This is a genomic window from Coprococcus sp. HCN-4056, from assembly GCF_037892645.1.
GTDB lineage: Bacteria > Bacillota > Clostridia > Lachnospirales > Lachnospiraceae > Coprococcus > Coprococcus ammoniilyticus.
In genome coordinates this window covers 185,242-205,217 of record NZ_JBBKBL010000005.1, presented here as the reverse complement: position 1 = coordinate 205,217, position 19,976 = coordinate 185,242, and the positions used below count along the sequence as shown (strand labels likewise).

Here is a 19,976-nt window from a genome sequence, read left to right as displayed (position 1 = left end):
AGATTTTCAAGATAAAATATGAGAAGATATTTGGGAGATAAGACGGTATATGGATACAAAAAAATATGAAGATCAGATGCCTGTAGATGAAGGTCTACAGGGAAATGAGACAATCGAAGAAGCAATCCTTGCTTTACAGCAGGAACCGACAGAAGAAATACTTGCGCATACGCTTACAGTGATAAGACGGCGTGCGAGAGCAAATGGACAGTTCATTGTTGCTGTTATACCACCGGTGGGTGCGGAGAGCAGTTTGCAGATCCAGGCGATCCAGACCGAGGATGAGCGGTACTGGTGGATGGCATTTACCGGCTTTGATGAGGAGATAAAGGGCGGTGAAACCGTAATGTCAACCTTTATGGCAGATATCAGCCATCTCTTTGAAGCAGCTTTAATGACGGACGATATAGAGGGCATTATTCTGAATCCCTGGAATCGCGCATTAATGCTGGATAAGAGCCTGCTTCAGCTGATTCTTGCAGGAAAGTAGCTCAACATTAGAAAAATGCCATTTTTTATATAAAAAGTTTAGAAAATTTAATTTTTCACAAAAACAGTTGTTTAAATTTCACAAAAATATAATGAGAAATGAAAAGAATTGTGATATAATCAGAAAGTAGTGTAGTAGTACACTACTTTTTGTTTTTTATAGGCAAGAGCCGTTTGCGGCTCCTTAGTCGTACCAACAAGATAGAGTAATAGGAGGATGGAAAGATGGCAAGATTTACGTTACCTAGAGATATTTATCATGGAAAGGATGCATTAGATGCATTAAAAACTTTTAAAGGAAAAAGGGCGATGATCTGTGTTGGCGGTGGCTCGATGAAACGCTTTGGATTTCTGGATAAAGTAGAAAAGAATCTGAAAGAGGCAGGAATGGAAGTTCAGTTATTTGAAGGCATTGAACCGGATCCGTCTGTTGAAACAGTTATGAAGGGTGCTGCTGCCATGCTGGAGTTTGAACCGGACTGGATCATAGCAATTGGCGGAGGTTCTCCGATTGATGCGGCAAAGGCAATGTGGATCAAATATGAATATCCGGACATTACATTTGAAGATATGTGTAAGGTATTTGGTATTCCTTCCCTTCGTAAAAAAGCTCATTTCTGTGCAATTTCATCTACTTCAGGAACTGCAACTGAAGTAACGGCCTTTTCAATTATCACGGATTATCAGAAGGGCATCAAATACCCGATCGCTGATTTTGAGATTACACCGGATGTAGCGATCGTTGATCCTGAGCTGGCAGAGACGATGCCGCAGAAGTTAGTTGCTCATACCGGTATGGATGCAATGACACATGCGATCGAGGCATATGTATCAACCGCAAACTGTGATTTCACAGATCCGCTTGCATTACATGCTATTAAGATGATCCAGAATGATCTGGTTGGTTCTTATAACGGAGATATGGAAAAACGTGATGCAATGCACAACGCTCAGTGCCTTGCAGGTATGGCATTCTCAAATGCGCTTCTGGGTATTGTTCATTCTATGGCACATAAAACAGGTGCAGCATTTGCGGATTATGGTGCACACATCATTCACGGTGCGGCAAATGCAATGTATCTGCCGAAGGTCATCGCATTTAATGCAAAAGATGAAACTGCAAAAGAAAGATATGGAGTGATCGCAGACTTTATGGGACTTGGCGGTGATACATTAGATGAGAAGGTAACACTTCTGATCAACTATCTGCGTAAGATGAACGATGATCTGAATATCCCACACTGTATCAAACATTATGGTGCTGACAGCTATCCGGCAGAGCAGGGCTTTGTACCTGAGAATGTATTCTTAGAGCGGTTGCCTGAGATCGCAGCAAATGCAATATTGGATGCATGTACAGGATCAAATCCAAGACAGCCGAGTCAGGAAGAGATGGAGAAACTCTTAAAGTGCTGTTATTATGATTCAGAGGTTGATTTCTAAAAGTAATTGATTTATAAGAGGTACAATACTGATATAAAATAAGAAACCAGGGTATTTTTGGAACAAATTCCGAAAATACCCTTTTAAAATGTCAGGTAAAACTTGATTTCTCAGGGATAGCACTTTATACTGGAAAAGTAGTGTGCCTTTATGGAAACGAATGTAGTAGAATGCTTATCATAGGGCATAAAAAACAAAAGAAAATTTTGGAGGAGAGAAATTGAAGATCAAAAGAAAACAGATTGCGATGCTTATATTCATTGCGATCATAATCGTACTCATGGTGGTAACCGGTAAAACACCGGGGGAGATCGCAGATCCGGAGAATTATCAATGTAAGACATATGCAACGATATTATCTCTGCTTCCACCGGTTATTGCGATCGGTCTGGCACTGATCACAAAGGAAGTTTATACCTCATTGCTTGCAGGTATTATCACAGGTGGATTATTATATTCGAATTTCAATCTGGAGTTAGGTATCAATACCATGCTGTTTAATGAAAATGGCGGTATGATCGCGAAGCTTTCAGATTCAGGAAATACGGGTATTCTGGTATTTCTTGTTATGCTTGGTATTCTGGTATCCCTGTTAAATAAAGCAGGAGGCTCTGCAGCATTTGGAAAATGGGCATCAAAACACATTAAGACAAGGATTGGCGCACAATTATCCGTTATGGTTCTTGGAATCCTGATCTTTGTAGACGATTATTTTAATTGTCTGACTGTAGGAAGTGTCCTTCGTCCCGTAACAGATCGTCATAAAGTATCAAGAGCCAAATTATCTTATATTATTGATGCTACAGCAGCACCGGTGTGTATCATAGCACCGATCAGTTCATGGGCTGCAGCTGTTACATCATCCGTACCGGAAGATGCTGGAATTAACGGATTTGCAGTATTTATCCAGACAATTCCATATAATCTGTATGCGCTTCTTACGTTAGTCATGGTACTTGGAGTAACCATTCTTCGTGTTGATTTCGGTCCGATGAAGAGACATGAAATGAATGCGATAGCAGGGGATCTGTTCACAACTCCGGGAAGACCATATGAAGATAATGAAGAAGAAATTTTAAAAGAAAATGCACATGTGCTGGATCTGATCCTGCCGGTTGTTGTGCTGATCATAAGCTGTATCATTGCAATGGTATATACAGGCGGTTTCTTCAGCGGAACATCATTTGTAGATGCATTCGCAAATTCATCCGCATCGGTTGGTCTGGTGCTTGGTGGTGCTGTTACACTGGTATTTACGTTTATTTATTTCATGCTGCGTGATACCTTATCCTTCCGGGAATTTACGGAATGTATACCGGAAGGTTTCAAATCAATGATCGCACCGATCCTGATCCTTACAATGGCGTGGACACTTTCCGGTATGACGAATCTCCTTGGCGCAAAGGTATATGTAGCTGATCTGGTATCCAGTTCTGCCGGTTCCATGCAGGGCTTCCTGCCGATGATCATATTCATTGTTGCAGCCTTACTTGCATTTGCCACCGGAACGTCATGGGGAACCTTCAGTATTCTGATCCCGATCGTGATCGGCGTATTCCCATCCGGACAGATGATGGTAATCTCTATCGCATCCTGTCTTGCAGGTGCGGTATGTGGTGACCACTGCTCCCCAATCTCAGATACAACGATCATGGCATCTGCCGGAGGACATTGTGAGCATGTAAACCATGTATCTACACAGCTTCCATATGCAATTGTTGTAGCTGCAGTATGTATGGTTGGATATCTGCTGATCGGAATTCTTCAGGCTGCGAAGCTTGCCGCACTTTCATGGCTTGCGCTTCCGGTTTGTATCGTGCTGTTATTTGTAATTCTAATGCTTATTCGTGCAAAAACCGGACGTGAAGAGGTTTAGGTTTCGAATATTTTCACCGAAACGTATGGACATATTTAAGAGCGTACGACCTGAATTCGAAAAACTTGCCAGATTATAGTAAAGGAAATTAGTAGTAAAATATGTTAGAAACAATTGAATCAATCAACAATGTAGTCAATAACTTTATATGGGGGGTCCCTGCCATGATCTGTATTATTGGTGTCGGTCTGGTGTTAAGCTTCCGAACCCGGTTTCTGCAGATCCGGAAATTCCCATATGCGATGAAAGTTACGATCGGGCGAATGTTTCGAAAGAAACAGGCTGCCGATGGAGCCATGACACCGTTTCAGGCGGTGTGTACCGCGCTTGCGGCTACGGTCGGTACAGGAAATATAGCAGGTGTTGCAGGAGCGATCGCTATCGGTGGACCGGGCGCCGTCTTCTGGATGTGGATATCTGCACTTCTTGGTATGTGTACAAAGTTTTCAGAAGTAACACTCGCCGTTCATTTCCGGGAGAAGAATGATAAGGGCGAATTTGTCGGCGGACCGATGTATTACATCAAGAATGGTCTGAAGAAGCACTGGCACTGGCTTGCATATCTGTTTGCGGCATTTGGTGTGATCACAGTGTTCGGTACAGGAAATGCCACACAGGTAAACACGATCACGACAGCGATTGACTCTGCATTATTTAATTATGGAATTATTTCAAAGGATTCCGTATCAAACATAAATCTGGTCATCGGTATTGTGCTCGCAGTCCTACTTGCATTGATTCTGCTTGGCGGGATTAAGAGAATCGGACAGGTAACAGAGAAGCTGGTACCATTTATGGCGCTGTTCTATGTGGTGCTTGCACTTGGAGTCGTAATTTTAAATATCAATCATGTGCCGGCAGTATTTAAAGAGATTGTGGAAGGCGCATTTTCACCGGCGTCAGTAACCGGTGGTGTTGTTGGAAGCTTTTTCATGAGCATGAAGAAGGGTGTATCAAGGGGTATCTTTTCAAATGAGGCCGGGCTTGGTACAGGTTCAATCGCACATGCATGTGCAGATACAAGAAAGCCGGTAAAACAGGGATTCTTTGGAATCTTTGAAGTATTCGTAGATACTATAGTTATCTGTACCCTGACTGCATTGGTTATACTTTGCAGCGAAGTGCCGATCACATATGGACAGGCAGCGGGCGCTGAGCTTACGATCAGTGGGTTTACTGCTACATATGGCAACTGGGTATCACTTTTTACAGCTGTAGCGATGTGCTGTTTCGCATTTTCAACTATTATTGGTTGGGGATTATATGGTGCGAGGTGTATTGAGTTTTTATTCGGAACAAAGGTAAATAAGCCGTTTATGTTTGTTTATTCACTGGTTGCTATCGTTGGTGCAACCTTAGATCTTGGATTACTCTGGAGTATTGCAGAGACCTTCAATGGTCTGATGGCGATACCAAACCTGATCGCAGTATTCTTGCTTTCCGGTGTAGTTGTGAAGCTGGTCAGGGAGCATTTTGATCCGGAAGCAAGGGAAGAAGCATAATAAAAATAACAGATAAATAAAAATAATAGATAAACAAAAAACATCTAATCGGATAACAGATATGAATATGTCGTTAACCGATTGGATGTTTTTTTACTTTATGGAAGGTTTTATTGTATAAAGCAAGGAACTTCAGATCGAAATTTCGTCAAATCAAAATTTTTTCAAAAAATATAAATTTGTATCAACTTTTTCTCATCCTTAAACATCTAAATAATAGAAAACAAAGTAAGAAATACTTTTGAGATATATAAGGAGGAACGGATAATGCGTCAGAATAGGAATAGAGTCAGATTACAAAAAAGAAGAAAGATGTTCTTAATGCAGCAAAAGAGAAAGAGAAGGAGAAGAAGACAGCAGATATTTATGCGTGGAACGGCAGCAGTAATGCTTCTGTTTGCGTTCTGCATCAGTATTCGGTTCATACATATGGCGAAAGACAGACCGATTGTAGAAGGATCAACGCAGGAGCCTGTGACAACAGAGGTAAGTACGACAGAGACAAGTACGACAGAGAGTTTCGGAACCGGTAATGTGAAAGAGACATTGCTGACAGGCCGGGGCGATGATACAACAACAGGATCAGTAAAAAACATGGATTTAAAGAGCGATGACAAATCAAATGATTTTTCGGATGCGGTATTTGTCGGAGATTCCAGAACGGAAGGCTTCGTGTTACAAACCGGTATACAGACAACCGCATATGTACACAAGGGATTAACTGTTGCAAGCGCATATACCGAAAAAGTAATCCATCAGGACGATGAAGACCGGTCAGTGATGGAGGCACTTGCCAGAACAAGATATAATCGTGTATATTTAATGTTTGGAATCAATGAGACAGGCTGGATCAGTAATGATATATTTATCTCAGATTACAAGCAGATCATTGATGATATTAAGGCACAAAATCCATCTGCAAAGATATTTATTCAGTCGGTACTTCCGGTAAGTAAAGCGGTATCGGATTCCGGCGGATATGTCAGAAATGATAAGATCGCGGAATATAATAAACGATTAGAGCAGCTTGCAGCGGATGAAGGTGCTACATTTGTGAATGTGCAGGAAGCGGTATCAACAGATGGAGTTCTGCCGGATGATGCGGCCACAGATGGAATTCATCTGAATAAGAAATATTGTGAAAAATGGCTCACATATCTGGAGGAACATACACTGGATAAATAAAAATATTAACAGAGGGAACAGAACGTGAATGAGCGTAGTATTTTAAGAAAAACGAAATATCAGAATGAACGTGCCAGTTATAAAAAGCAGGAATCACAAGATACGGGAATCCGGTCAACTGTGGTGATACGATTTATTGAGGATAATCAGGAGAAGTTTTATCGGATGGCATTTGGCTATATGAAGAATGAACAGGATGCTTTAGATGCGGTTCATGATGCGGTCGTTAAGATACTGCAGAACCGGAGCCAGGTAAAAAGTCCGGAATACTTTGAAACATGGGCGTATCGTATACTGATCAATGAATGTCTGATGGCTTTGCGAAGGCAAAAAAAGGTTGTCTATCTGCAGGAGGATGATTCACTTGAAGACAGTACAGACAGGACGGGAAAGCAGGAGGAATATGTCGATCTGTATCATTCTATGGATCGGCTTCCGGCAAAATTGAAAACAGTCGTTCTTTTGCGTTTTTTTGAAGATATGCAATTTGACAAGATCGCAGAGGTTACAGGAGATAATATCAACACAGTAAAATCAAGGTTGTATAAGGCTTTGAAACTCTTAAAGCTGGATTTGGAGGTTTATGATGAAGTTTAATAAAGAGGAATATGAAAATATAAAAATCCCGGAACAATTGAATTCCATAGTTCAGGATGCGATAGAAGAAGGGCTGACGACAGAGAGCACAGGGATGTCGGATCAGAAGCCTGTTAATATATATACGAGACGGAAGAAACATATACTGCGTTATGCAGGAGAGGCCGTAGCTGCAATGTTTTTGATATTTGTGGTTCTGCTGAATGTATCTCCGACGTTTGCAAAGGCAGCAGCAGATACGCCGTTTATCGGTCCTGTGTGTCAGGTATTTACCTTCCGGGAATATGAATATGCGGATGAAGCCAAATATGTAAATGTGAAAGTTCCGCAGTTGAATAATACCGGAAATTCCGAACTGGAAAAGCGTGTGAATCGTGAGATAGCAAAGATGATCAACCAGGAAGTGGAAGCAAGTAAGAAGCGTGCGGAAGAAGAGTATAACGCTTATATATTAACCGGGGGAGATCCGAAGAACTTTATCCCATATGATATCGTTATTGACTATGAGGTCAAATGTCTGGATGAACATTATGTATCCTTTGTGATCAGTGAAAATGAGACCCGGGCAACCGGTTATTACCAGATGTTCTATTATAACATCGATCTGGATACAGGAAAGGATATTACATTAAAAGAATGGTTTGGCAGCAATTATAAGAAGATCATAGCCGATGAGGTTCAGAAGCAGATCAATACCTGGGACGACGAAAAGAAATTCTATCTATGGGAAGATTTAGATCTGGAAGATCTGATCAATGAAGATACACAGTTTTATATCAATGACAAGGATCAGGTTGTGGTATTTTTTAATAAATATGAGCTGGGTGCAGGAGCAATGGGAACGCCGGAATTTATAATTGATGTATCAAAATAATATAAAATAAAAAGCTGTAAAGGAAGTGTGAAATCTTTATAAAAGAGATTGACATTTCCTTTTTTTCTGGCTATATTGTTCTAAAAGAAACTTAGCACTCTTATATAGCGAGTGCTAATAGCTTTTCCTGCATAAGCAATACCAAAAGCTGTGTCAACACAGGTTAGCGATGATTGCTATGATAATTTGCGAAACTTGGAAATAATACAGGAAAAGGCAGTACACATGTGTAGAAATTACAGGTACCTGCCGGAAAGAGAGGAGACATATGAAAGAAGTAAAATCACCCAAGAAGCCATTGATCTTCTATTATGGGATCGTGCTGGTTATTCTTCTGGTTTTTAATATGTTCATTTATCCGCTTCTGATGAAGACACAGGTCAAGGAAGTAGATTACGGAACATTTATGAAGATGATCAATGAGAAAAATATTGGTGAAGTAGAGGTGGCTGATTCTGAGATCATCTTCACAGACAAGGATAAGAACACATACTATAAGACCGGAGCTATGGATGATCCGGGACTGACGGAACGATTATACGATGCCGGAGCGGTATTTTCAAAGAATGTCGAGGAGACGGTATCACCGGTCTGGCATTTCCTGTTGACATTCCTTCTTCCGATCATTATATTCATCGGACTGGGTCAGTATTTCAGTAAGAAGCTGATCGAACAGGCGGGCGGTAAGAATGCGTTGTCCTTTGGAATGGGAAAGAGCAATGCCAAGGTATATGTGCAGTCAACAAACGGTATCCGTTTCTCGGATGTCGCAGGAGAGGATGAAGCAAAAGAGAATCTGGCAGAAATCGTTGATTATCTGCACAACCCTGCGAAATATACGGATGTCGGTGCTTCGATGCCAAAAGGTGTCCTGTTAGTAGGTCCTCCGGGAACCGGTAAAACAATGCTTGCAAAAGCAGTTGCGGGAGAGTCCAATGTACCGTTCTTCTCGATGTCCGGTTCGGAATTCGTAGAAATGTTTGTAGGTATGGGTGCCTCCAAGGTCAGAGATCTGTTCAAGCAGGCAAAGGAAAAAGCACCATGTATAGTATTTATCGATGAGATTGATGCGATCGGTAAGAAGCGTGACGGACAGATCGGAGGAAATGATGAAAGAGAACAGACCTTGAACCAGCTCCTGACTGAGATGGATGGTTTTGAAGGAAACAACGGCGTTATCATCCTGGCGGCAACAAACCGACCGGAATCGCTTGATCCTGCACTTACCCGTCCGGGTCGATTCGACCGTAGAGTTCCGGTTGAACTTCCGGATCTGAAAGGAAGGGAAGCGATCCTTCAGGTACATGCCAGAAAGATCAAGGTTTCGGATGATGTGGATTTCCATACAATCGCAAGAATGGCAGCAGGAGCTTCCGGTGCAGAGCTGGCAAATATCGTAAATGAAGCAGCTCTTCGGACAGTACGGGCAGGCAGAACGATCGTTACAGAAGCAGATCTTGAAGAAAGCGTAGAAGTAGTTATCGCAGGATATCAGAAGAAGAATGCTGTTTTATCAGATAAAGAAAAGCATGTGGTTGCCTATCATGAGATCGGCCATGCGCTCGTAGCGGCCATGCAGTCACACTCGGCACCGGTACAGAAGATCACGATCATTCCGAGAACCTCAGGTGCGCTCGGCTACACCATGCAGGTGGAACAGGGAGACAAATATCTGCTGACAAAAGAAGAACTGGAAAATAAGATTGCAACTTTTACCGGTGGACGTGCAGCAGAGGAAGTGATATTCGGTGAAGTTACGACCGGAGCATCGAATGATATCGAGCAGGCAACGAAGATCGCACGGGCGATGATCACCCAGTATGGCATGAATGATGACTTTGATATGGTTGCGATGGAGACGAGAAATAATCAGTATCTTGGTGGGGATACATCCCTTACCTGTTCACCGGAAACCCAGCGGGAGATTGACCGCAAGGTTGTAAAACTGGTGAAGGTTCAGCATGAAAAAGCGCGTAAGATTTTAGAGGAGAACCGGGAAAAGCTGGATGAGTTGGCAGCCTTTTTATATGAGAAAGAGACGATCACAGGAGACGAATTTATGAGCATTTTACAGGATAAGAGGTGAGAATTATGAGGAAACGAACAGAATTTGGCTGGATGGAGCTGATACTTGGAATCATACTCACTATACTTGGTATCTTTACGATGATCCGTCCTGAAAGTATGTTGAACAGTATTGTCATCTGTTACGGAATCGTGGCAGCAGTCAGCGGTATAACAGATATTATATTCTATGTAAAGATGGAGCGGCATATGGGAGTTGTACCGACAGTATCCCTGACCTCCGGCATCTTAAGTACCCTGCTTGGTATGATGCTGATCCTCTGTCCGGGAGCCGCACAACGGTTAGTAATCTGGCTCTTTGCACTCTGGATCATTATGCACAGTATATCCAGACTGTCCCATATCAGCACTGTACGGTATTTTGCAGGTAACAGCTTCGGACTTGTATCCCTGTTGTTAAATATCGTCGGTATCGTGATCGGAGTTATGCTTCTGATAGAACCGATTACAGCAGTTGTCGCATTTGGTTATCTGATCGGACTGTATCTGACCGTGCTTGGAATTGATAGTATTGCATCAGCACTCAGCAAAATGGGATCAGACTGGTAGGCGTAAATAATTTGAATCATAAAAAATACATTTCCAGTAGAATCTCATCGAGAAATGATGTATGATTGTACTAATTGTTTGTTAAGGACGAAAGCAATCTCAAGGAGGAACTACAGTGAATTTCTTAGAAGAAAGAATTGTAAAAGACGGAATTGTAAAAGAAGGAAATGTATTAAAGGTTGACAGCTTTTTGAATCACCAGATGGACATCCGGTTATTTGACCAGATCGGTGAAGAATTTAAGAAGCGTTTTGAAGGAACGCCGATCAATAAGATTCTCACGATCGAGGCATCCGGAATCGGGATTGCATGTGTGGCAGCGCGACAGTTTGATGTGCCTGTTATCTTTGCGAAGAAATCAAAAAGCATCAATATAGAAGGTGAAGTATATGTGGCAGAGGTAGAATCCTTTACCCACAAATGTAAGAATCAGGTTATCGTGTCAAAGAAATTCTTGAATCCGGATGACAATGTTCTGATCATTGATGACTTCCTCGCAAATGGCTGTGCGCTTCAGGGATTGATCTCTATCGTGACATCAGCCGGTGCAAATGTTGCGGGAATCGGTATCGTAATCGAAAAAGGCTTCCAGACCGGCGGACAGATCATCCGGAATCTGGGATATCATCTGGAATCTTTGGCGATCGTAGACGGGATGGATACAGCGACAGGAAAGATCGTTTTCCGGGAGCAGTAATTAAAGGAGTTTTTTATGGCAGAACAGAATGAGAAAGATTCTGTGCAGACAACCTCCGGCAGTGGAGAGCACAGAGAGAAAGATTTATCCATTATGGATTACAGTAAGACCTATGGAGGAATCTCCAAACGGTTTTCAAATGTAGCAAATGAGAAGATGGAGACACCGAAACCTGTTGCGATCGGAAGAGTTCTGATCGGACTTATGGCGATGCTTCTGATATGGGCAAACTTCCAGCCGTTCGTTCAGGCGACTGTGGATGGAACAACAGAATCCGTCAATTTCCTGAGTGGAGACGGAATCCTTGTTATATTTTTTGCATTGATCACAAGTATTATAATGGTATTTAAAAATGCAAGAAAATGGACGTTACTTACAGCGATCCTGACTCTGGCTGTGATCATGATCGATCTGGTCAATACAATGGTTCAGATCAAGAATAATGCCAATGGCGATATAGTCTATAGCCTTGGCTATGGAACCATCTTCCTGCTGATCGGTGCGATCGTTATGGTAGCCGGTGCAGCAATGATTCTGGTGACAGACTTGAAGAATAAGAAGAAATAGTTAAAATATTTAATAATAAAAAGGCTTCCTGCCGGTGAATGATATATACATACACTGGTAGGAAGCCTTTTTGCATATAAATTAACGTATTCATGATGAATATTATTTTTGCAATGTATCGTTAATATGATTTTTTAGTACCATATTAATATATTGACTGAATGATCGATCATCATTTTCTGCCAATTCTTTGATTTGCTTTATTATATCCTCGTCCAAAGTAATACTTACTTTATTTTTCAATGGTTTCATTCAATCACCTACCTTAATAGTAATATATCATTTAGGAGCATTTAATATTGTTAAGTAGGATGAAATATGATAAAGTAGTATAAAACTAATGTTTTATATAATGAAGGAGTGAAAGTATATGGGTAGAAAAGCAAAAAAAGTAATTAGTATTTTTTTAACAGTTGTTTTGTTATTTATAACAGTTCCGAGTATTGAACAGAGTAATATGAAGACGGTAAAAGCTGCTTCATATAATACAATTGCAGCTGTGAATTATGCGATGACATGGGGAGGATCAAAGAGAAATCCGGCATATAAAACATATGATTCGGATTGTGCAAATTTTGTTTCGCAATGTTTAAAAGCAGGAGGATTGGATATATATACTGCGTGGGTTCCTACTTTGAAAGATACACTGGCGAATATGGGATTTACAATTATTCAAAATCCATCAGCTGATCAGGTAGAACCGGGAGATGTAATGTTTTATGATACTACATACACTGGAGAAGCAAATCATACAACGATAATAACAAGCAAGGTAAATGGTGTTCCAAAGATTACAGGACATACAACAAATGTATTAGATGGGAATTATACGGATAAGAGCGGAACATGTTCCTGGAAATATGGCAATATTACATGGGCAGCAATTTTGCATACAAGCAGTGTGAGTTATTCCAATATACCTAAAAATTGCACGATATCTGTTGATAAGACTTCTATAAATGTGGGAGATACGGTTACATTTACATATAATATAGATGATGCAGCTATCAGGGATGTAGGCATCGATCGTGATGGAAGTAGATATGCAAGCGTTGAAGTAAATAATAGCAGAGGTACGGTCAGTTATAAATTTAATGAGGCGGGTACCTATTGTTGTATAATAGAGGGACGTAATAATGTTGGATTTAATTGTAGTACAGGTGTATACGTTACAGTTACGGATTCCTATACACCCGCAAAGCCGAGTATTAAAAAAATAAATATCGAAGGAAAAAATGGATATGTTAATTTTACATGGGACAATGTAAAAAATGCTACATGTTATAATTTGTTTTTATATGCAACGAATAATTTGTCAGAACCGGTTCAATCACACTGGGCAATTCGAAAGAATACACTTAGAATCGTTATTCCGAATGGAACATATGTAGTAAAATTATGTTCAGAAAATGAAACTTCAAATGGAAATTATTACACAGATGGAGATTTATCTACGCAGTTTACTGTAAATAATGACCCACAAAAACCATCTATTACAAGTATTAAGACAAATAAATCAAATGGAAATACTACATTTAACTGGAACAGTTTTAGAAATTGTACCTGTTATAATTTGTTTATATATAATATAAATGATTTGGAGAAGCCGGTTCAGTCACATTGGGCTATCAGGAAAAACGAAATTACAATTCCGTTAGACAATGGAACATATGTTGCAAAGTTATGTTCAGAGAATGAGACGTCATTGGGAAACTATTATACAGACGGAGATATATCGGATCGATTTGTGGTAAGCATAGAGCAGCACAGACATGAGTATACAAAGAAAATTATAAAGCAGCCAACATGCAAAGAGACAGGAATAGCGTTATATACATGTTCCTGTGGAGATACATATAAAGAGGTAATTTCAAAAGTTTCACATAAATTTACAGAAAAATCAACGCAATCGGAATATTTAAAGCAATCTGCAACATGCACAAAACCGGCTGTTTATTATTATAAATGTGAAACCTGTTCTGCAAAAGGTACAGAAACATATCTAAATGGCACAATGCTTGGACACTTATGGAATACGGAGTATAGCATTGATAAAAAAGCAACCTGTACAGAGACTGGAATAAAATCGATTCACTGTAAAAGGTGTGGAGCCAAAAAAAATTCCGAAATAGTAAATAAAATCGGACATATGTACAAAAAAACAGTAAGTAAGGCGACGAAAGAAAAGAATGGAAAGATAGTTGAAGAATGTGTTTATTGTGGAAAAAATAAGATAAAAAGTGTTATCTATCATCCGGAAATGATAACTCTTTCAAAAGAGACATTTACATATAATGGTTCTGTACAGAAACCAAAGGTAACTATTTGGGGGGCAAATGGACAAATTATTAACAAATCTAATTATATAGTTAAATATAGTTCTGGTTGCAAAAAAGTTGGAACTTATAAAGTAACTATTTTGTTTATTGGAAATTATTCTGGAAAAATGAAGACTGAATTTAAAATACTTCCGCCAAAAACAAATATTAGAAAAGTCAGCAGAACTTTGAATGGTATTAAATTAACTTGGAATAAAAAACCATGTTCTGGCTATAAAATATACAGAAAAACAGGAAACAGTTCATACAAGCTTGTAAAAATAATAACCAGACCTTCAGTATGTTCATATACAGACCGTAGTATAAAAAAAGATAGAACAAAATATACATATAGAATAAAAACATATAAGTCTGTAGGCAAAAAAGTTATTGAGAGTAAGACATCAGAATCCAAAGGTATTTCTTGGAGCAAATAAAATGATATAAAAAGATAGCATATCAGAAGTGAACAGATTAAAAAACTGTTCATTTCTGATATGCTGTTTTTATTTACAAATTAACAGCCTAAACCTAGATATTTGCAGATCATATTCCAAAGATCTGAACAGTTATAATTAATACACATAATAAAATCCTCCTGTTGTAATTTATAAATGTATCGATCGAGTACAATGGGATTGTAACAATTCTGTAACATTTTCACAATATGAAACAATTACCAGTTTGATTTTTAAATGTGGAAATATGTATATAGTTTATTACAAAGACAGAAAAAGGCTTCCTGCCAGTGCTCGCTATATATCTTTATGGAACAGACCTTTTTTCACGTCGGTCCTTGGTGAACTGCGATAGGCAGTGAGCCTAGTACCGCTACGTGAAAAACAGAACACAAGTGTTCTGTGGAATAAAGGATATATACCGGCACTGGCAGGAAGCCTTTTTCGTATGTAAAAAACAAAAATTTCCACTTGAAAAATCGAACGTAAGTTCTTATAATAAACATATGTTCGAAATACAAGCAAATAAAACCATACAGGAAAAATTACATATACTGGCGGATGCGGCGAAGTATGATGTGGCATGTACATCCAGCGGTGTGGATCGAAAAGGAAAGGAAGGAATGCTCGGAAATGCACGATCCTGCGGAATCTGTCACAGCTTTGCATCAGACGGACGCTGTATCTCTCTGCTCAAGATTCTGATGACGAATCATTGTATTTATGACTGCAAGTATTGCGTGAACCGAGTATCGAATGATGTCAAGCGTGCCACTTTTACGCCGGAGGAGATCTGTGAACTGACGATCGAATTTTATAAAAGGAATTATATAGAAGGGCTGTTCTTAAGCTCCGGTGTGATCCGTGATCCGGCATACACGATGGAGCAGATCTGTATAACCTTACAGCTCCTTCGTACAAAATACAAGTTCAACGGATATATTCATGTAAAGACGATTCCGGGTGCGCCGGATGAACTGCTTGCGGCAGCCGGATTTCTGGCAGACCGCATCAGTGTGAATCTGGAGCTGCCGACTGCGGAGAGCCTAAAGAAGCTTGCTCCGAATAAGAGTTTCCAGACGATCATGACTCCGATGGGGAAAGTGCGTGATACGATCGCAGAGACAAGAACCCTGATAGGGAAAGATGCAAGAATGGAACGCAGTCTGGGGAATCGTTATCTGCCGGGAAGTATATTCGGGAAAGAACAGTTACGGCTGACCGGAGCACAGAGTAATGGAGACGGCTCTCTTTGGAAGAAAGCAGCTTCCTTTGCTCCGGCAACTCAGGATACATGGAAGCCGCGGGCATTTGCACCGGCAGGTCAGAGTACACAGATGATCATTGGAGCATCCGATGAGAGCGACTATATGCTGGTTCAGACGACACAGAAGTTATACCAGAACTATGATCTGAAACGTGTCTTTTATTCCGCATATATTCCGGTAAATGAGGATTCGGCACTTCCGGCGCTTGAGACTCCGGTTCCGCTTCTGAGAGAACATCGACTGTATCAGGCAGACTGGCTGCTGCGGTTTTATGGATTTCAGGCAGATGAATTGTTGTCGGAGGAGCGACCGAATTTTAATGTCCGCATGGATCCGAAATGCGACTGGGCGATTCGGCATCTGGAACAGTTCCCGATCGAAGTGCAGACAGCTTCTTATGATACGCTGCTTCGGGTGCCGGGGATAGGACCGAAATCAGCAGGCAGGATCGTAAAGGCGAGACGGTACGGACATCTGGAATTTGACCATCTGAAGAAGATGGGCGTGGTGTTGAAACGGGCGCATTATTTTATTACCTGTGGAGGACGGATGATGTATAAGATACCGATCGAAGAGCAGTATATTACCAGACAACTGATAGGCGAGCATGCAAAAGAAAACTGGCAGGTAGAGCATAAGGAAGAAGAATATAAGCAGTTATCCTTTTTTGATGCTCAGGGAGTATTTGGAGTTCCGAATTGATTTGTGGATAAATGTAAAATCCTATTTAAGAATAGACGATTGTATGAAGAAATATTGTCAGGATAGATTTTATAGATAGATGAGGATATAGATGGGAGAATGTAAATATGAGGATATTTACCTGTAAACATCAATTAGAAGATATGATGACCTGCATCTATGATGCATGGGTCTATGCACTCCGGGTCGGACATGATAAGGTGCAGTTACGGACGGAGCCGATCGTGCAGGCAACTTTATTTGACGAGTATGTCCATGTGGATGCCGATGCAGAAAAGACGGAAAAGGTTCTGCGTTCCGTTCGAAATAAGATTGGGATGCAGGCATATATCGATGTGTATTATGCCTGTCTGATGGAAGAAGATGTACTGGACGATATCTACCGGTTTTTGCGGATCGGATTTCAGGCAGGACCAAGGGTGATCGGGATGCTTGCCGAGTCTCCGGTCAGCCGGATGCTGGAGATTCGGCGGGCAGTTGGAAATGAAATTCATCATTTTCGGGAATTTGCCAGATTCAATTCGATCGATAATAAGGTGTATGTCTGTCATCTGGAACCGAAGCATGATGTGATCTATCAGGTGGCAGAGCATTTTGCAGACCGGATGCCGGATGAATATTTTATGATCCTTGATGATAACCGGAAGTATGCGGTGATCCATCCGGGAAAACATTACTCAGGGCAGCAGGCAGATAGAGAAAGAGAGATTTCAGAACAGAACCAATATATGAAGGAAAAGGCTCAGAAGATGTATTTGCGGGAGTTGTCCGATGAGGAAATGAAGACGCTCCGACAGACGGAATTATTGAAGGATGAATATACCGAACTCTGGAAGACCTTCTTTCATACGATCGGGATTGAACAGCGGAAGAATCCGACCTGCCAGCGGAATCTGATGCCGATATGGAAGCGGAAGCATGCGGTAGAATTCATGCAGTAAACAAAAAAGAATAAAATTTACTAACTTTTAGTAAAAATTTAGCAAAAACTATTGATTAGTTTTTATTCTCGTGTATAATGATGATAGTGGTTATCGTAACAGAGAATCCGGTACCGATAAATGTTGTGATAACCGAAGGTTAAGAATTTATTTTACAGGAGGATTATGATATGAAGATTTTAGTAACAGGTGGTGCTGGTTATATTGGAAGTCATACCTGCGTTGAATTATTAGAAGCAGGATATGATGTAGTAGTTGTTGACAATCTGTATAATGCGAGTCCGAAAGTAATTGGTAGAATAAAAGAGATAACAGGAAAAGACGTAACATTTTATGAGAAGGATATCCGTGATCTGGATGCAATGAATGAAATCTTTGCAAAAGAAAAGCCGGATACAGTAATTCATTTTGCAGGCTTAAAGGCAGTTGGTGAATCTGTTCGTAAGCCACTCGAATATTATGAGAATAACATTGCGGGTACATTAACACTTTGCAAGGCAATGCGCGAGAATGGATGCAAGAACATTATCTTTTCATCATCTGCAACCGTATATGGCAATCCTGCATTTATTCCGATCACAGAGGAATGTCCAAAGGGTGTCTGCACAAATCCTTACGGCTGGACCAAGCATATGCTTGAGCAGATCCTGACAGATATCCACACAGCAGATCCGGAATGGAATGTAATCCTGCTTCGTTACTTCAATCCAATCGGAGCACATAAGAGCGGACTAATCGGAGAAGATCCAAAGGGTATTCCAAACAACCTGCTTCCTTATGTAGCACAGGTAGCGGTAGGAAAGCTTCCTTGTCTTGGTGTATTCGGTGATGACTATGATACACCGGACGGAACAGGTGTCAGAGATTATATCCATGTTGTAGATCTTGCCAAGGGTCATGTAAAAGCGATCAATAAGATCAAAGAGAATCCGGGTGTAAAGATTTACAATCTGGGTACAGGAAAAGGATACAGCGTTTTAGATGTTGTTAAGGCATTTGAGAAGGCATGCGGCAAGAAGATTCCTTATGAGATCAAGCCTCGTCGTGCAGGTGATATCGCAACCTGTTATTCTGATGCAACTCTTGCTAAGAAAGAACTTGGCTGGGAAGCAGAATACGGAATTGATGAGATGTGCGCAGATTCATGGAGATGGCAGAGCATGAATCCGGATGGCTATGGTGCATAATGAAAATATTCAGTAAATAAGTAACAGACAGGCAATTGTAAACGTGCCGGAATACAGGGCATAGAGAAGATACAATTGCCTGTTTGTTTAAGATAGAAAGGGGTTAGTTTATATGGCTGAATATACAGCTTCAAAGACCAGATATACAGAGACAGAAGGAACGGATTTTTACCGTCATTGCGGTAAAAGTGGTCTGATGCTTCCTCCAATCGCACTGGGACTCTGGCATAATTTTGGTAGTGTAGATAATTATGAAAATATGAAACAGATGTGTTTTACCGCATTCGATCACGGAATCACACATTTTGATCTGGCAAATAATTACGGACCGGTATATGGAAGTGCAGAGGAAAACTTCGGCAGAATCCTTCGGGAAGAAATGAGTGCTTACAGAGACGAGATGGTGATCAGTACAAAAGCAGGATATGATATGTGGGAAGGTCCTTATGGCAACTGGGGCAGCCGCAAATACCTGATCGCGAGTCTGGATCAGAGCTTAAAGAGAATGGGACTTCCATATGTAGATATCTTCTATCATCATCGCATGGATCCGAACACACCGTTAGAAGAGACGATGGAAGCACTTGCACAGATTGTAAGAAGTGGTAAGGCTTTATACGTAGGTCTGTCGAATTATGACGGCCCGACGATGGCGAAAGCAGAGCGGATTCTGGATGAACTGCATTGTCCGTTTATCATCAATCAGAATTGTTACAGTATTCTGGATCGGACAGTTGAGAAGAACGGACTACTGAAGCAGACATATGCATCCGGAAGAGGACTGATCTGCTTTTCTCCACTGGCACAGGGTATGTTAACCGATAAATATCTGCAGAATATTCCAAAGGACAGCCGGGTGGCAAGAGACGGACGGTTCCTTCATGAGGATCAGGTCGTATCGATGCGTCCGCTTCTGACAGAGTTAAATGATATTGCAGCAGGCTATAATATGAGCTTGTCAGAGCTTGCGATTGCATGGCTGCTGAATAAACCGGAGGTTACAACCGTTTTGATCGGTGCATCGAAGCCGGAACAGATACTCAGTAATCTGAAGGCTGCTGAGAAGCAGAGAACAACCGAGATGGAAGCAGAGGAACTGGCACTGATCGAAAAGGCGGTCAACCTTTATCACGCATAGATGATAAGTGTTATTTGACTTCACTTCAAAAAAGAATATAATATAAAAGACAGTTCTGAAAAGTATTTTCTGACAGAGAATGCTTTTGAAAGTATTGACG

General features: G+C 40.7%; 17 protein-coding genes. 16 read left to right on the top strand and 1 reads right to left on the bottom strand.

Annotated features, from left to right (window positions below; all coding sequences use genetic code 11):
* The first annotated feature begins 49 nt into the window (after positions 1–49).
* From WKT03_RS09290 to WKT03_RS09240, 11 genes are all read left to right on the top strand, one after another.
* Positions 50–490 (top strand): SseB family protein, encoded by a 441-nt coding sequence (locus tag WKT03_RS09290; protein ID WP_262530149.1) that lies wholly within the window; start codon positions 50–52, stop codon positions 488–490.
* Between the two features lie 224 nt (positions 491–714).
* On the top strand, positions 715–1,932 hold the full coding sequence (locus WKT03_RS09285; RefSeq protein WP_119962553.1) for an iron-containing alcohol dehydrogenase: 1,218 nt from the start codon (positions 715–717) through the stop codon (positions 1,930–1,932).
* Between the two features lie 226 nt (positions 1,933–2,158).
* Positions 2,159–3,808, top strand: coding sequence for a Na+/H+ antiporter NhaC family protein (locus tag WKT03_RS09280; RefSeq protein ID WP_117785373.1), 1,650 nt, complete (start codon positions 2,159–2,161; stop codon positions 3,806–3,808).
* A 101-nt stretch (positions 3,809–3,909) separates the two neighbouring features.
* Positions 3,910–5,310: an alanine/glycine:cation symporter family protein gene (locus WKT03_RS09275; RefSeq protein WP_021944522.1), complete on the top strand. Its 1,401-nt coding sequence runs from the start codon at positions 3,910–3,912 to the stop codon at positions 5,308–5,310.
* A 267-nt stretch (positions 5,311–5,577) separates the two neighbouring features.
* Complete coding sequence (locus tag WKT03_RS09270) at positions 5,578–6,495, top strand: GDSL-type esterase/lipase family protein (RefSeq protein WP_340391657.1); 918 nt, start codon at positions 5,578–5,580, stop codon at positions 6,493–6,495.
* A gap of 24 nt (positions 6,496–6,519) precedes the next feature.
* Positions 6,520–7,092, top strand: coding sequence for a sigma-70 family RNA polymerase sigma factor (locus WKT03_RS09265; protein ID WP_021944520.1), 573 nt, complete (start codon positions 6,520–6,522; stop codon positions 7,090–7,092).
* Entirely contained in the window at positions 7,082–7,966 is an 885-nt protein-coding gene (locus tag WKT03_RS09260) for a DUF3298 and DUF4163 domain-containing protein (protein ID WP_021944519.1), read from the top strand. Before WKT03_RS09265 ends, WKT03_RS09260 begins: the two co-directional genes overlap by 11 nt.
* Positions 7,967–8,234: 268 nt before the next feature.
* On the top strand, positions 8,235–10,052 hold the full coding sequence (gene ftsH, locus WKT03_RS09255) for an ATP-dependent zinc metalloprotease FtsH (protein WP_021944518.1): 1,818 nt from the start codon (positions 8,235–8,237) through the stop codon (positions 10,050–10,052).
* Between the two features lie 5 nt (positions 10,053–10,057).
* Positions 10,058–10,600: an HdeD family acid-resistance protein gene (locus WKT03_RS09250; RefSeq protein WP_021944517.1), complete on the top strand. Its 543-nt coding sequence runs from the start codon at positions 10,058–10,060 to the stop codon at positions 10,598–10,600.
* A gap of 115 nt (positions 10,601–10,715) precedes the next feature.
* Entirely contained in the window at positions 10,716–11,297 is a 582-nt protein-coding gene (locus tag WKT03_RS09245) for a xanthine phosphoribosyltransferase (RefSeq protein ID WP_021944516.1), read from the top strand.
* Positions 11,298–11,312: 15 nt separating this feature from the next.
* Positions 11,313–11,864, top strand: coding sequence for a DUF5336 domain-containing protein (locus WKT03_RS09240; RefSeq protein ID WP_021944515.1), 552 nt, complete (start codon positions 11,313–11,315; stop codon positions 11,862–11,864).
* Positions 11,865–11,966: 102 nt separating this feature from the next.
* Here the strand turns inward: WKT03_RS09240 and WKT03_RS09235 are convergent, their stop codons facing one another.
* Positions 11,967–12,116, bottom strand: coding sequence for a DUF6364 family protein (locus WKT03_RS09235; protein WP_118483429.1), 150 nt, complete (start codon positions 12,114–12,116; stop codon positions 11,967–11,969).
* Positions 12,117–12,234: 118 nt separating this feature from the next.
* Between WKT03_RS09235 and WKT03_RS09230 the strand changes: the two genes are divergently transcribed.
* The 5 genes from WKT03_RS09230 to WKT03_RS09210 all read left to right on the top strand — a co-directional run bounded on the left by WKT03_RS09230 (position 12,235) and on the right by WKT03_RS09210 (position 19,876).
* Positions 12,235–14,619, top strand: coding sequence for an amidase domain-containing protein (locus WKT03_RS09230; protein WP_340391654.1), 2,385 nt, complete (start codon positions 12,235–12,237; stop codon positions 14,617–14,619).
* Between the two features lie 527 nt (positions 14,620–15,146).
* A complete protein-coding gene (locus tag WKT03_RS09225; protein WP_340391652.1) occupies positions 15,147–16,610 on the top strand; it encodes a putative DNA modification/repair radical SAM protein in 1,464 nt (487 codons plus the stop codon).
* 107 nt (positions 16,611–16,717) lie between these two features.
* The gene (locus tag WKT03_RS09220) at positions 16,718–17,551 is read left to right on the top strand and encodes a TIGR03915 family putative DNA repair protein (RefSeq protein ID WP_117785259.1); all 834 of its coding nucleotides are present in this window, start codon (positions 16,718–16,720) and stop codon (positions 17,549–17,551) included.
* A gap of 170 nt (positions 17,552–17,721) precedes the next feature.
* Positions 17,722–18,738, top strand: a complete 1,017-nt coding sequence (galE, locus tag WKT03_RS09215) for a UDP-glucose 4-epimerase GalE (protein WP_008402329.1) — start codon at positions 17,722–17,724, stop codon at positions 18,736–18,738.
* Positions 18,739–18,850: 112 nt separating this feature from the next.
* Positions 18,851–19,876, top strand: a complete 1,026-nt coding sequence (locus tag WKT03_RS09210) for an aldo/keto reductase (RefSeq protein ID WP_021944512.1) — start codon at positions 18,851–18,853, stop codon at positions 19,874–19,876.
* Positions 19,877–19,976: the final 100 nt, after the last annotated feature.